This is a genomic window from Vibrio hepatarius, assembly GCF_018860525.1.
GTDB classification, from domain to species: Bacteria; Pseudomonadota; Gammaproteobacteria; order Enterobacterales; family Vibrionaceae; genus Vibrio; species Vibrio hepatarius_B.
The window spans coordinates 1-15,039 of sequence record NZ_JAHKPM010000054.1; the positions used below are offsets into that span (position 1 = coordinate 1).

The 15,039-nt window shown below is 38.8% G+C and carries 15 protein-coding genes; 3 read left to right on the forward strand and 12 right to left on the reverse strand.

Features of this window, described 5'->3' with window-relative positions; genetic code table 11:
* On the reverse strand, positions 1 to 1,251 hold a 1,251-nt coding region (locus KO511_RS15475), incomplete at its 3' end, for a hypothetical protein (RefSeq protein ID WP_215988313.1).
* A gap of 478 nt (positions 1,252 to 1,729) precedes the next feature.
* Between KO511_RS15475 and KO511_RS15480 the strand changes: the two genes are divergently transcribed.
* Positions 1,730 to 2,125, forward strand: coding sequence for a hypothetical protein (locus tag KO511_RS15480; RefSeq protein WP_215988314.1), 396 nt, complete (start codon positions 1,730 to 1,732; stop codon positions 2,123 to 2,125).
* 56 nt (positions 2,126 to 2,181) lie between these two features.
* Here the strand turns inward: KO511_RS15480 and KO511_RS15485 are convergent, their stop codons facing one another.
* A complete protein-coding gene (locus tag KO511_RS15485; protein ID WP_215988315.1) occupies positions 2,182 to 4,041 on the reverse strand; it encodes a hybrid sensor histidine kinase/response regulator in 1,860 nt (619 codons plus the stop codon).
* A 693-nt stretch (positions 4,042 to 4,734) separates the two neighbouring features.
* Here KO511_RS15485 and KO511_RS15490 point away from each other — a divergent pair.
* Entirely contained in the window at positions 4,735 to 5,121 is a 387-nt protein-coding gene (locus KO511_RS15490) for a hypothetical protein (protein WP_215988316.1), read from the forward strand.
* Between the two features lie 92 nt (positions 5,122 to 5,213).
* Here KO511_RS15490 and KO511_RS15495 read toward each other — a convergent pair whose 3' ends face one another.
* From KO511_RS15495 to KO511_RS15530, 8 genes are all read right to left on the reverse strand, one after another.
* The gene (locus KO511_RS15495) at positions 5,214 to 7,247 is read right to left on the reverse strand and encodes an ADP-ribosyltransferase domain-containing protein (RefSeq protein ID WP_215988317.1); all 2,034 of its coding nucleotides are present in this window, start codon (positions 7,245 to 7,247) and stop codon (positions 5,214 to 5,216) included.
* Between the two features lie 335 nt (positions 7,248 to 7,582).
* Positions 7,583 to 8,236, reverse strand: coding sequence for a maleylacetoacetate isomerase (gene maiA / locus KO511_RS15500; protein WP_215988318.1), 654 nt, complete (start codon positions 8,234 to 8,236; stop codon positions 7,583 to 7,585).
* A complete protein-coding gene (locus KO511_RS15505) occupies positions 8,236 to 9,246 on the reverse strand; it encodes a fumarylacetoacetate hydrolase family protein (RefSeq protein WP_215988319.1) in 1,011 nt (336 codons plus the stop codon). The genes maiA and KO511_RS15505 overlap by 1 nt, the downstream gene beginning before the upstream one ends.
* A gap of 13 nt (positions 9,247 to 9,259) precedes the next feature.
* Positions 9,260 to 10,399 carry a homogentisate 1,2-dioxygenase gene (locus KO511_RS15510; protein WP_215988320.1) on the reverse strand — a complete coding sequence of 380 codons (1,140 nt, stop codon included), beginning with the start codon at positions 10,397 to 10,399 and terminating at the stop codon, positions 9,260 to 9,262.
* Complete coding sequence (gene hppD / locus KO511_RS15515; protein WP_215988321.1) at positions 10,392 to 11,465, reverse strand: 4-hydroxyphenylpyruvate dioxygenase; 1,074 nt, start codon at positions 11,463 to 11,465, stop codon at positions 10,392 to 10,394. Before hppD ends, KO511_RS15510 begins: the two co-directional genes overlap by 8 nt.
* 298 nt (positions 11,466 to 11,763) lie before the next feature.
* Positions 11,764 to 12,228, reverse strand: coding sequence for a GNAT family N-acetyltransferase (locus KO511_RS15520; RefSeq protein WP_215988322.1), 465 nt, complete (start codon positions 12,226 to 12,228; stop codon positions 11,764 to 11,766).
* A gap of 131 nt (positions 12,229 to 12,359) precedes the next feature.
* Positions 12,360 to 12,875 (reverse strand): flavodoxin family protein, encoded by a 516-nt coding sequence (locus KO511_RS15525; RefSeq protein WP_215988323.1) that lies wholly within the window; start codon positions 12,873 to 12,875, stop codon positions 12,360 to 12,362.
* Between the two features lie 21 nt (positions 12,876 to 12,896).
* Complete coding sequence (locus tag KO511_RS15530) at positions 12,897 to 13,298, reverse strand: putative signal transducing protein (RefSeq protein ID WP_215988324.1); 402 nt, start codon at positions 13,296 to 13,298, stop codon at positions 12,897 to 12,899.
* A 294-nt stretch (positions 13,299 to 13,592) separates the two neighbouring features.
* Between KO511_RS15530 and KO511_RS15535 the strand changes: the two genes are divergently transcribed.
* A complete protein-coding gene (locus KO511_RS15535; protein WP_215988325.1) occupies positions 13,593 to 14,114 on the forward strand; it encodes a DUF2058 domain-containing protein in 522 nt (173 codons plus the stop codon).
* Positions 14,115 to 14,146: 32 nt separating this feature from the next.
* Here KO511_RS15535 and KO511_RS15540 read toward each other — a convergent pair whose 3' ends face one another.
* Together KO511_RS15540 and KO511_RS15545 are read right to left on the reverse strand one after the other, a co-directional pair.
* Positions 14,147 to 14,503: a VOC family protein gene (locus KO511_RS15540; RefSeq protein ID WP_215988326.1), complete on the reverse strand. Its 357-nt coding sequence runs from the start codon at positions 14,501 to 14,503 to the stop codon at positions 14,147 to 14,149.
* Between the two features lie 6 nt (positions 14,504 to 14,509).
* A complete protein-coding gene (locus tag KO511_RS15545) occupies positions 14,510 to 14,941 on the reverse strand; it encodes a GNAT family N-acetyltransferase (RefSeq protein WP_215988327.1) in 432 nt (143 codons plus the stop codon).
* Positions 14,942 to 15,039: the final 98 nt, after the last annotated feature.

Consider the following 15,039-nt stretch of genomic DNA (forward strand, 5'->3'; position numbering starts at 1 on the left):
ATCTAAGCGGAGAAGAGCCAGCTCATTAATCCCTGCTTCTAGAGTTGCACGATTGCAGGCATCTTTTTTACCACAATTGAAGATTTCAGAAGCTTCAACCCCGACCAAGACTGCCATCTTCCCTTCAGAAATAACTTGACGAGCTTGGCTAGGTGAACTTACTAAACGGAAAAAACCCTTCCCTTTACCACCCGATTGAGCATCAATATAGTCCTGCATTTCATTTAATCTGAGAACTTGTAATCGAATACTCTCCATGGTGTTGCAGCTATTGGGGTTTATCCAACTGCCAGGGTTCACCGTTGACTGGACATGACAAAGCACTTCATTTTCCACCAGATGACTGACCATTAACCTCAACCCAGATAAATACGCCCGCTCGATCCATTTATAGTAATAACCCATATGACTCATTTCTTTATGGTTGGGCCAAAAAGGAAAGTCAGGCCAACCACGAGTATCATATCTATGAGTAATATCGTTAAAGGCGAGTAAGTTACCAATAATATCCAGTGAGCCATTTGGCCCGTGAGCTTCAGAACTATCTTTTAACGCTTCTTCAACCCCCCACGGATGAAACGGCTTGCCATGCATCATTTTTCCGCCCATAAATTCGTATGAGGTAATATGAGTATGCGGGTCAACATACCCCCGAATTGGCTCATTCACTTCTCCAGTCAATGCTAAGCGGTTACCTGTCACATTGACTTCTACTTCAGGGAAAGGCTTGCAACCCGATTGCTCAACCAGTTGGAATTCTCTCTCGCTGTTTTTATTTCTTGGATTTAATAAGTCAAAAAAATACAGCCCACCATCTTGCCAATTATGCCTTAACCCCATTTTCAGGGCATTATTGTATAGGCCAAAACGCAGCTCACCTTCAATCTCATTTGACGAAATCCTCCATTCAGAAAATGTGCCGACATAACGCCCAGCACTTAGCTGTGCTGGCATGTGACTGGCGAGAAACCGCCCCTCTCTGTCGGTCATAAAAAAGTTAGAAAATGATGTCGGCTTCATATAAAACCGCTCTGCTTGGCTTTCAGGGACCTGTTCAAAACGATAGCTTAGACCATCGTTCACGGGTCCCCCTTTATCGTATTTGGTTAGAAATGTGCCATTATGGGGTGATTGGATGGCGTAGCACCCCAGTGCTAGTTTGTTTACAACTTCGTTCATCGGTTCGGCATGAGTATTTGCAGAAACAGCAACAGCGCAGATCACCAAGCCAGAGCAGATAGTATTTTTCATTGTGCTCTTTTCCTTGTTATATGCATTAAGCCTTACTACTGACGATTAGTCTGATATACAGCGCCATAAGTGTGACTGAGTGCATATCAACATTAACAAAATAGTCAGAAAAAGAGTCAAATGCCAGAACAAGATCACAAATAATTAAATTTAAAATGATAGATGAAAAGATATGTTTATTTGAGTAAGAGTAACGGGGTTTATGCAAGGTCCACAACTATTGCAACCATCGTGAATCCATCAGAACATATTTATGGCACCACTTACTTCTCAGAATCAATACAGTAGCCGAAGGATAAAATACCATTGTACCCAAATAACCGATCTTGAGCTTACTCTCAACTTTAATGCTATCTTCGTTGCAAAAGACATAAATTTCTCTCGATTAAGAGAAACTAGTCCTATATAGATAGTATTTTAATTTATCTGTTTCAGCTGTGGAAATATCACCCATTCATATTTTAAATAGGATATATAAATGAATAAATACTTATTATGCTTGTCGTTTTTATTCTCAGTTAATAGTTTTTCCAATGAACATAATTCTAACCACATAAATAAATTTAAAATTACTGGTTTTGAAGGGGAAATAGCTACTAATTCTGAAATAAATATTTCATTTGATTATGACATAGATAAAGAATCGCTAATTTTTATTCGTCCCACTTGCCAGCACTCCTTCGAAATTTGCGATGGAGGAGGAGGACGTGGGGCCGCCACATACTTAGGTCGAGGAAGTGATACTTCATTTATTTACATGACTAAGCCCACAATTGTCACCGGATTGCAGTACAAAATCGTTGATCAAGAGACAAGAAATGTCATTTATTCTGGGCAGTTACCTGTTAATATCCCAGTTAAAAATAAGTCATAAAATACAGTTTATGACTTAAAGAACTAAACGATGCGTTGCTACTCCTCCGTTATCCATTAATTGTTAGAAAAAAGTGTATGGTGATCTTTGATCTTAACCAAATCACTCGAAGCAATAGCGGCTTTGTGAATAGAACAATAGAGATCTTCCATTTTGATTGGTTTGGGAAGAACATCTCCAAACCCTTTGCTAAGGTAATCTTTAATTTCACTTTCTTGCACGTTTGCGGTTACGGCTATAATAGGTAAATCTGGTCTTAATTGCTTAATTTTTTGGCAAGCGGTCACTCCATCCATGATCGGCATTTGGATATCCATAAGAATTAGATGAATTTCATCAGAAACCATATCTAAAGCTTCTTGCCCATCACTAGCGATAATGGGTGAAATGCCAATATTATTAAGGAATTTAGTGATAACAATTTTATTCACTCTATTGTCCTCTGCCACAAGAACACCTAAGCCTTTAAGAGCAGAGTAATACTCAGGGTCTTTTGTAATATCTACCTTTACTACCCCATCATCAATGAACGGAAAATTGAGATGTAAAATAACCGTAGTTCCAGTACCTAGCTCACTTAATACTTCTATTTTTCCGTCCATTACGTCCATTAGTGATTTAACAATGGACATTCCCAAACCAGTACCACCATACGTACGTGAAATAGAGCTATCACCCTGTTCAAATTCATTGAAAAGTTTTGCTTGAGAGGTAGGGCTCATCCCGATTCCAGTGTCAGTAATATCAACCCGAAGATCTCCTGCCACACCTAACTCTTGAACGGTTAAAGTCACAGACCCGTTTGCGGTAAACTTTGTTGCATTATTTAGTACATTAAATATAACTTGTTTAAAGCGTAAGCCATCACAGAGGCGAATTGGCGAGTCGATATTATTAGATAAATGAAAATCTACGCCTTTATTTTCGCATACCGTTGTATAAATCTTCTCAACGGAAGTTAACAACTCTGTTATATTATATTCTTCTATATTAAGGGTGTATTTATTTGAGTTAAGTTTAGCGAAATCAAGAATATCATCAACTAGCTTCACTAGCATGTCACTACATAAAATTGCATTCCTCACCAGTACCTGAGTATCTTTGCCTACTTCTTTAGAATCAATCAGTTGTAAACTGCCATGAATACCATTAATAGGCGTTTTAAGCTCGTGAGATATTTTCGCCAGTAAGTCAGACTTGGCATGGTTTGCATCTTCTAACTCTGATGTTAATGCTTCGAGATCTTGCACTTTGCTTTCCAGTTCTTTAACGTTTGAGCTGATAATACTCTCTGTTCTTTTGTTATAACGATAGAAATAGATTAATAATGATAAAAATAAGACAAATAATAAAAAGACTGAGCTGAGGAGCCAGTTTTTTGTTGCCGTTATTTCTTGTAGGAGCACGACTTCGTTGTGATGTATGGACTTTCTCAGTGCTTGAAGCACGTACTTTTCGTACTCTGCTTTGATAATTGAGTATTTATTATTTAACAATAAAGATTGTGCATCAGAATAGCGCTGCTTTTTGACTAGCTCAATCGCCCTCATTTCAATCGCTATAAGCTGCTCATTAGTATGTGCAGTAGCGTCAATGACCTCTTTTACTTTAGGCTCTAAAGATTTAGCCTTCTGCAACGCGTTATCCAGCCTATCCGCAGTCTCAAAATAACGTTCTTCCCAGTGAGGATGTTGAGTAAATGCATACATTCGTGCAGACATCGTTAGTACTTCATCAAAATATATAATGTCTTGTGTAGTCTGTTTAATCGCTGCTAAGTGCTTTTCTATTGTGCTTCTCTCATGCAGATTATTGAACAAAAACGGAGTGAGCAACAATACACCTCCGCCAAAAACACAGATCAATATGATGATATTGATTTTGAGAGCATTCATTTTGTTCAGGTCTTGTGGCATAAATAGCTCAATAATATATTTATATAATTGTATTTATTATAGAGTGTCTAAAAAGAGGAGGCTTTAATAATGTTCAACGCACTATTTCCCTCTCTACTCAGAAGCTTTAAGCTCAATTTGGTGAACTGTAATAGTCAATATTCGTGTGTTAAGTAGAAACGTTTATTCGTACCTTCCATTCCAAAACAGCTCATACCAAGAGAGGTTTCTAAAGATATATGTTTTAAAATCAAAATGATAAAAATCCATATCCACTTATACCATACAAGCCGACTCTGCAGCTCTGACTGCAAGAAAAGAACTCGGTTGACACTATCGCTCTTTCATCAAATTGATTATGTCGATATTTTTTCATTACTACCTCTCATCATCGTAGCTTAAAAACTGAATCAAAAAGACAACAACCAGCTTTAGTAAGCGAACTGCTGATATGATTTCACTTATGACTCAGACAAAGCATGACTTTTTAGTGTCATCGACTCAAGATCCTCAATTTAGTTTAAAATCACGATCCCCATCAAGTTTTCTTAAAATATATTTAACCATATGAAATTAATAATTAATTGATTTGTTCTTTCATAGAATGTCTCTCGAATTTAGTCTAGGGATATTGCTTAAAGCAAGGTGAGCAGGGCGAATAAAACCACCATCTCACCGATGACATTTCATTCAATTTGGGTTGGAACAATAGTTATGGTTAAAAAAATTATTATCGCGTTAGGAGCTGGCTTTGTCGGTAGTGTCGCCAATGTCTTAGCGATTTACCTTATTAATCCATTGCAAGGATTGCCTACACCCGATCATCTCTTTATCTACAAGCAAGTCTTTTGGGGAGGGTTATGGGCATTGTTTTACTGCGTTCCTTGGCTTCAGGAAAATTGGAAAATCAGAGGGATATTGGTTGGCAGTGCTGCTAGTCTCTGTACATTTTTTGTTTTCCAAGCCATCCCTGTCATCCCGACCAATCTTATCAAAGCCTTTATGGTTAATGTGATTGCATGGGGGATGATGTCTTCCTATCTCTATGAAAAAGCATTAGCTCGCGAACAAGCTAACAATAAACTTTTTGCTCCTACATAAACATATTAATGCCATATTGCAGACTAGCTGCAATATGGCATTCTTATCAACGTACTTAATTCCTATATCGACTCAGCTTTTATACTTCTTCATTAAGGCTTATACTGATACCATAAATCTGAGACAGCTTTCATTAAGTAATCGCCCCACCCATCGGCACTATTAATATCATGGAAATGACTTTGTTCACTGTCTTTTGTGTACATTGAGGTATAACCTATAGTCACATTACCCATCACCGAAATTGGTGACTCCGTTAAGAAACTAAGGTATTCCAACAAGTCTGCCTGCTTTTCTATCGGAACATCTCTTGCCAAAGTTAAATGTGGTCGGTAGTTACCTCCATTATACTTTTCGTTGAGCTTTAAGCCCTCTGCATTCGCTTCTTCTATAAGACCATTGTGAATTTCTTTCAGTTCCTCCAATTCAGAACCAACATCGCTTGTTAAAACTAAGTTATTGTTAAACATTTCAGCTTTGTTGAAGGTAACAGTGACTTCTCTATTAACATCTGATCTAACATTTCTAATGAAATCTTTATTGGCTAACTTCCCAAAAAATGCGACAGTAATATGCATGTCATTGGTCTTTGTTACTCGGCCTATATGAACTTTTATTCCTTCGTTTGATGTCAATGGGTGTCCTTTTTGTTGATCTGTTTGAATATTACTGGGTTTTACTGGTATCTCTAGCGCCATAGAATCATATAAAGATTCAGACTCACTTTTCCTTTTCTTGGGTCCTACTGGCAAGTCTGTTAATGCATCAGCATAGCCTTTGCTCCCTTTATCTGAAGGTGCATCAGCATCTTCCAAGACAAGTTTAAATATTCCATTTTTTTCATCAAATGCTTTCAGGAGAAGTTTAAATTCTGTCGATGGTTCAAACAGAACTTCTTGTTCACCTGGAAACGTTGATATATCTTCTATCGGTCCACCTTTCTCGCTGAAAATATGCATGATAGTGGCGTCATTACCGCTGTAGCCATTTTTAAAAAAATTAGCTACATCAATATCCTCTGAGGAGGAAACAAACGCTTTATCTTGGATAACATCACCTTCAGTGTATGCGTTTGGGTGATAAGGAGCATTTGATTTTGAACCATAGCCTCTAAACAGCAAATCATGTCGACCACTCTCATTGGCTTTTTGTGCCAACACATATATACCACTTTTCGCATCCTCAACAACATTTTTCCATAAATCAAAATCAACTCCGGTTCTTAACGCTGAGTTAATCTCGGTATAGCTTGAACCTGAATAAATTTTTAGTGCGCTATATTGCTCGATGGATAAACCGTCAGAATTGTGTATTTGATATCGTGTCCAACCTTCAATCATGCGACCGATAAGATATTTTGATACAGCAGGGTACCTTTCACTCAGTGCATTGGCTTTTTCTCTATCAAGTAGTGGCTTTATAATTTTCTCCGATATTACCTCTTGAGACTTTTGATCAAACTGAAGCCAAGCAAGGTTATTTCCATTTTTAGCTCCTAAAAATGATAATAGCTCTTCTTGTTCAATCTCTGGGGTATGAGCGACTTCTGACACTTTATCTATCAGGTTTCGGTAGGTAACCCGATCGTTATTTTCTATTACAAGCTCCTGACTAATAATACTTATATTTGTCAATGATAGTGAATTTTTTTTACACAGAGCTTGGACTATTTTCATTTCTTGAAAATTTGGATTACTTGGATTATTGATCAGCACACTATCAAGATTGGCATTTAGCATGGCTATGGTACTAAGTAAAACTCCTGCATCTATCTGGCCATCAAATCCTTGCTGCTTAATGAAGTTTACAAGGCCAATATAAGCACCTGGCTTAAATGTTTGGTAACCGTTTTCCTTACCAAATTCTCGTATTACTTTAACATCGTCAAGTGTGAGTTCATTCACTGAATCTTTTACTAAAGCTCTGATCTCTCTATTTACTGTGGTGTTCAAGCTTAACACTTCATTTTCTTCATTAAACAAATCAAAAATTAATTTTTTGGGCTTATTTTGAGTTAGTTCTGGTAAATATTCTTCGCGTTTTTCATCATCGAATTCGGAGATGTTCGCCAGTGAATATAAAGGAATACTTAACATAGATAATATTAATAATTTCTTTTTAATCATTTTTCATCCTAGTTTTATCTGCTTACAACCTAGACTAGATCTCCAGTATTTAAAGAGATATCAGGTGAACACCTTAGAATAAAAAGTAGGACTATAGAAAAAGATATATACGAATAACTAGTCAAACATTTAGGTTATATAGCCTAGTTTTTAAAAACAAAAAAAGTAAATTATCCTCTAGTATCGATTTTTTCCATACTTCACTTAATTTAACTTTATGATTTTTAAAAGCAGATTACTTTATACACATAAATTTATGCCATCTTTCAGACAGTCTGAAAGATGGCATGTTTATTTAAGTTTTATAGAAACAATATTTTTCACTAGAAGTAAGCTTAACCAACAACAGCATCAGGCTGCTTTTCTGGTGCTGCATCAATAAAAGTGGGTAATTCTCTTAATGCAGCTGTGACCTCTTTTATCATTGGAAATCGGTTTAAATCAACGTCAAAACGCTCAGCGTTATACACTTGTGGTACAAGGCAAACATCGACCAAGCTCACATCATTACCAACGCAATATAAGCCTCTGGTTCTAGCCAATTTCAGTTCCAAACCTTCAAAGCCTAGAGATATCCAGTGCCTATACCAACTCGATTTATCAGATTCTTTAACCGACAATTTATCTGCCAAGTATTGTAATACTCTAAGGTTATTGAGCGGATGGATATCTACAGCAATATCCTGAGCCATGGCTTTCACCAGATAGCGTTTCTGCTTATCCAAAGGGGTCAATAAAGCATTTGGGTAAGCTTCATCAAGATAATCAATAATCGCCAGAGACTGGTTAAGCTGCATATCTCCATCAACCAGGACGGGCACAAGCTGACTTGAATTTAGAGACTTGAATTCACTCGCATGCTGTTCCCCGCCATTTTTGACTAAATGAACAGACTTTTGTTGATACTCAAGTCCCTTATGATTTAATGCGATCCTGACTCGATAAGCCGCCGACGAACGCCAATAGCCATAAAGAGTAATATCCGACATTAGTATTTCACCACTTTCTGTTCGATTGAACCAAAAATGGAATCACCAACTTTGTTCTTCATTTCAATCTTTATCGTATCCCCAAACTTCATAAAATGAGTCGAAGGTTTGCTGTCTCGAATAGTTTCAATCATCCGCACTTCTGCGATACAAGAGTAACCGACCCCACCTTCTTTTATTGAAGTACCAAATTCAGTACCCTGTTTATTTGATACCGTACCAGAGCCCACAACCGCACCAGCTGAAAGAGGTCTAGTCAAAGCCGCATGTGCCACCAACTGAGGAAACTCAAACGTCATATCCACACCCGCATTTGGGCAGCCAAATGCTTCACCATTGTAGTAAGACAACAAAGGTAAACTTACCTTACCACCGTCCCATGCATCCCCTAATTCATCAGGCGTAACGGCAACAGGTGAAAATACCGATGAAGGTTTAGACTGAAAAAAACCAAATCCTTTTGCCAATTCATTAGGGATCAAACCCCGTAAAGAAACATCATTAACTAGCATGATTAAGCGAATAGAGTTGGCCGCTTGTTTAAGACTTGCACCCATAGGTACATCATCAGTAATCACCGCGACTTCACCTTCAAAGTCGATTCCCCACTCCTCACTTCCCACTGGAATATCGTCGCGTGGGCCAATAAAAGCATCAGACCCACCTTGATACATCAAGGCATCATTCCAAAAACTTGGTGGCATCTCAGCACCACGAGCTTTACGCACTAACTCAACATGATTCACATATGCACTGCCATCTGCCCATTGATAAGCTCTTGGCAATGGTGATTCACACGCCTCTTGCTTAAAAGGAATAGAGTCGGCAACATGCCCATCGTTTAACGCGATATAAACCTCATTGAGTTGAGATTCCACTTTCGACCAATTATCAAGTGCGAACTGTAATGTTGGCGCAATCTCTTTCACTGTCGAGCAGTGAGTAAGGTTTTTACTCACCACGACAAGTTGCCCATCACGAGTTCCATTTTTTAGGGTAGCTAACTTCATTCTGATTCCCTTTTTATTTCTCTGGCTGCGATTTCCAGCTGTAAACATATTCCTGATTTTCAACCGAATGAGCTTCATCACTAAAGCTGAGCGCATGACGAGTATCTATCATTACCGCTACTTCATCGGTAAACTTCTTCTTGTATTCTCGACCAGCCTTGAACGCTTTCGGATGAGGCCCGTGTGTAAAGCCTGCTGGGTGGAAAGTCACCATACCTGCTTCGATGTTATCTCGGCTGAAAAAGTCTCCTGCATGATAGAAAAGCACTTCGTCATAGTCATCATTGTTATGATAGAAAGGTACTTTTAATGCGCCCGGATCGCTTTCAATTGGACGAGGTACAAAGGTACATACAACAAAACCTGCTCCGACAAAAGTGGTATGGGCAGAAGGCGGCAAATGATATCGATGCGACATCAATGGCCTGATATCACGCCAATTCAGTTTTACAACCGCTAAATCACCATGCCAACCGACAGCATCAAGCGGGTTGAACGGATAGGTAATAACACTCACCTGACCATGCCTTTTAACTTGCACTTGAGTTTGTTGCTCTGAATATTGGTCTTTGAATTGCTGGTTGATTGACGGGACTTCTAATACCGCTGGGTCAAAAACAGCATGGTTACCCACCATGCCTTTCTCCGGTAGCGAGTATGCCGCATCAGTATTTTCAATCATTAATATGAACATCGGCGCTAAAGGTTCAATGCGCCAATTAGTCGAACGTGGAATGACTACGTAATCACCCTCACCGACTTCTAAGTGACCGTAATCACTATATAAGTTTGCTTTACCTTGGTGAATAAAAAGTAACTCATCACCATCTGCATTTCGTACCAGAAAATCCATTTTTTCTTCAAGATGCCAAGTACGTATCTTACAATCATTGTTAAACAACAGATCAGGTACAGCCCATGGTGAGATCTGCGCCGCTTTCTCAACCAGATTAAAGTTGAACGCTCTTGGCCGCAGATCGCCCTCCCATTCAATCCAACCTGTGGGAGCATGTTGGTGATGGAAATGTGAGGCAGGTCCGAAGAAACCGCTTCGACCTGTTTCACGCTCATATATGGCCTCATCCGGAAAGTCTGCGTGTGCCTGTTTGGAACACACTCCCTCCCGGTGAGGGAATGTAATCCACTTATGCATCGCTCAGAACTCCTCGGCGAATTTGATCTTCTTCGATTGATTCAAACAGTGCTTTAAAATTGCCTTCTCCAAAACCTTCATTGCCTTTACGTTGAATGATTTCAAAGAACACTGGGCCTATCACTGTTTGGGTAAAGATTTGCAATAAGATGCCATCTTTCATCGGCGCGCCGTCAATTAATATTTGCAGCTCCTTTAGCTTGTCAACATCTTCCGTATGCCCTTCAACTCTGGAGTTTACTTTCTCGTAATAGGTGTCAGGCGTTGGCATGAAATCCATGCCTCTGTCACGCAGTGTCTTAACCGTTTGATAAATATCATCGGTCGACATAGCAATATGCTGAATTCCCTCACCATTGTACTCACGAATAAATTCTTCAATTTGTGATTTATCGTCAGACGACTCATTGATAGGGATACGAATTTTTCCGCATGGCGCGGTCATAGCACGACTGACTAGCCCTGTTAATTTACCTTCGATATCAAAATAGCGGATTTCACGGAAGTTACCGATACGCTCATAAAAACCCGACCAAGTATCCATATTGCCTTGCTTAACGTTATGCGTAAGATGATCAATTTCAAACATACCCACATCGGCTTTTTTCAAACGTTCGGCGGCGTCATCATAAAATTTGAAGTCCACATCATAGATGCTCTTCTTACCATAGCGATCAACAAAATAAAGCAGGCTTTGACCAATTCCGTATACTGCTGGAATACTTAATTCCATTGGCCCTACTTCCGTTTTAAACTCCTCTGCTCCATTTTCAAGCGCATGTTCGAGTGCAACTGCCGCATCTTTGACGCGAAATGCCATACCGCAGACTGACGGGCCATGTATTTTAGCAAACTCTTCTGCTTGACTATGCGGTTGGGCGTTGATGATAAAACTAATATCACCTTGGCGATATAACCATGCTTCTTTAGAGCGGTGTTTGGCTATTTCTGCAAAACCCAAAGAAACAAACAACGCTTTTAATTGACCAATACCCTCTTCTGATGCGGCCGTATACTCGACAAATTCAAATCCATCTGTTCCAAGTGGGTTATATTCTTGAGTCATTGCTTTTTCCTCTGTGATTTATTGATGTCCTTTCCTATTAACTTGTACTAACTTTTACGTTAAGGGAATAAGCGACACTTAAATTATCAGCTCAGGAAAATACTTAGTTTTTGTAAACAAAACGTAACATCATGCTAGTGAGCCACAGAAGGTCCGTAAGATAAGGAAAAAGCCATATAGTGATGTAACATTTTTTTTACAAGTTATGTGCTTATAGCTCAGGGTTATAATTGTTCACATGGATATTGGTAAACCTACACTGCTGTTCACGTGACACTTTGTATGCATTTATAGTGATTCACAAGTGTCGTTCCATAACAAAATTTAGTAGCCATTGGCCTCGCATTTCTACCTGTTGTTCTCGTACAACTTGAAATCCCATATGTTCATAAAAAGGCCGTGCGGTGATGCTCACTTCAGAATAAAGCCTTGAGATGCCACGCTGAATAGCCTCTCGTTCGATGTGCTCCATCAATGTTCGTCCAACACCTTTACCTTGAAATTGATAATGACAAAAGAAATGGTCAATTAAGCCAGAATCTTGCAGATCTGTGTACCCTACGATTTGACCATTAATTTCCGCGATATAGGGGTTGATTTGCAGCATTTTCTCATGCCAGATGTCTTGATTCCAACTATCCTGTGCCCATGCTTCAACTTGTTGCTGAGAATAGTGCTGAAGATTAATTTTACGTACCGTGAAGAAAAACACCTCCCACAAGGCCTGCGTATCTTCAATTTGATATCGGCGAATTGTGATCATTAAATACTCCTTAATACTCAAAATAGACTCACACATTCTGAGCTATAAGTATTTACAAATCAATGAACTAGTATAGTAAGCAAGTACATATTGAGTGATATTAACGACTTAAAAATATTAGGATAACAAGTCTAATCAACAGACTCATGACAAATACTTTCACTAAACCACTGTGCAATCGTAGCAGCTCGTAATACGTCATTTTCTTGATTAACGGGAAGGTAGCCAAAGCCTCTGAATACCAGTTGCATGTATTTGGCTGTCAATTCGAATGGTTCAATAAAACAGTCTGGTAGTTCTTGTTCATAACCCGTAGAGAGGACAGAAATTTCTTTACCCTGTAACTTGCGTCCAAGTGGTTTTTCTATAGTCAACAAATCGGATAGACGATCAAAAAAGACTTTGAGCTGCGCTGACATTGAATACCAATAAACAGGGGAAGCGAAGACAATATGATCATAATTTTTTAGCATACGAATCAATGGAATAAAATCATCATTTCGATTTTCATGAAAATAATCGTAATACGAAAGCTTGTAATCTGATAAGTCAAAGACTTCAGCTTGGGTCAGTTCAACAAACTGATTAACCAAATAACGAGTATTACCATCTGCTTTCGACGTACCTACCACTACTGCTATCTTCATTGGAACCCTCCAATAATTTAGCTATTCCACATTTTCACAAAAATGCTCACAATCACTACATCGATAACCATGCTTATAGAAAAACAGTGGAAATCCGAGCAGTATAAACACCAAAAAAGCTGACCGTTTTCCTTTGGTAAATGGTTCAATATTTACACTACCACATTCTGGGCAACAATCTTGTGAAGTGGCGCTTTTTTCAGCACTTAATGCTGTAGAAAAATCGGTCTCTAGGATGATCGAGGCTTGCTCTAAGTCTTGTTTCGCGACCATTAAGCGTACCCCGCCGATCGCATTTGAATACAACCATTGCGTATTCACAGTGTGCTCATCGGCAATGTAGCTTTCAATACCAGCAGCCTCAAGGCTTGTTTTAGCAATATGAGCTTCATGCGGAAACGAAAAACGCGCAACAACAATCATAGTAACTCCTTAAGGCTTTAATAACTGTCGTACAATAAGATTCCTAGTGATCATAATTAAAGCGATTAGTCATAACTACATCAATAGAAAAATGAAAATTGCCGAATATTTAACAAACAAAGTACATAAACAAGACAGTGAAAACAGATTTGATAATAGCAACCAGTGAATACCAAATAAAACACGTCTAGAAATAATACTCAGATATTGAATGAAGATCTTTACTAAAGCACCTTTATTTGCTCGCCTTGAGCCTATAAAATAGTGAGCATTATCTATAGAGATGGAAACACCATGGCAAAGCTATCGCTGCAAGAACAAATGTTGAAAGCTGGTTTAGTGAATGAAAAGAAGCTAAAAAAGGTCAAGAAAGGCTCTAAAAAATCGCGAGTTCAGGCGCGTGAAGTTAAAGCTGCTGTTGAAGAACAAAAACTTCAGCAACTAGAACGCGACAAAGCGCTCAGCGCAGAACAAAATGAACAACGCCTTAGCAAAGAGATCCAATCCCAAATCAGACAGCTGATTGAAATGAACAAGCTCAACCTGAGTAATGGTGATATCAAATACAATTTTACCGATGGGACTCTGGTTAAGTCATTGTACGTAGATACTCTAATGCGTGAACAGCTCATAAAAGGAATTCTCGCCATTGCACGTTGTGGTGAAGGATATGCCGTAATCCCTAGTGTTGTTGCAAACAAAATCACTCAACGCGATAACCAGACCATTATTGAGCTAAAAGAGCCTGAATCTGACATCCCGGCAGAAGACGATCCGTACGCAGACTTTGCCGTACCTGATGACCTTATGTGGTAATTCAAACAGCCACTCAATATTGAGTGGCTGTTTTAAACATTAAAACCACGCAAGCCTATAAGATTGCCAAACGGGTCTTCCATCTGGCATATAGAAAGACCTCCCTCTATCTCCATAGGACCGCGGTATAAGGTTGCTCCGATAGAGTGCAGAAAATCCATCGACTCCCTAAGATTTTCTACCGACCAATAAAGAACGGTTCCTGATTTCCCAGACGGGACCTTGTCATCTGCTTGGACAAGCTCTAATGAAAAGCCTTCGATATCGAGCACAGTAAAATCAAACTCTGGCAAATACCGAGAAGAAGCAAAAGGAAATGCTTTTTGGTACCATTCAAAGCCTCGAGATACATCAGGCACATGCACAAGAAGTGCAGCTGGTTTGTGCAAAATACTCTATTCCTTATAGGTTAAATAATGGTATCCACCAAATTCATCCATGTGTTGTGATTGGCTAATAAAGCCCTGAGATTGATAGAACTTTAACGCTGGTGTATTGGGCTGCATGCATTTTAGGCTTAATCTAGCGTAACGGGATTTAACAAACTCAAGTAACTTGAAACCAACTCCTTTTCTCAAATATTCAGGCGAAACATAAAGATGATGTATAAAGTATTCTGGCTCCCAGATAGAAACAAATCCAATTGGTTTACCTTTATATAGGGCTACCCATATCTGCTCGCCTTCCACATCTTTATCATAGTCAGAAATACAAAACTGGTCGGCATTCAACCACTCGAAAGTCGCTTTTCTTGAAGCCAAATATATCTGTCTAAGCGTTGGCAAAAATGTATTTTCATTAGAAGTGATTATAACGTCATTTAGCAATCTATTTTCCTTATATATCTCACAATAAATATTTTGACCTTAAATAAAGTGGGACGTTATTGGCATCCCATTTGTTCAATCTACCAATAAAAAACGAT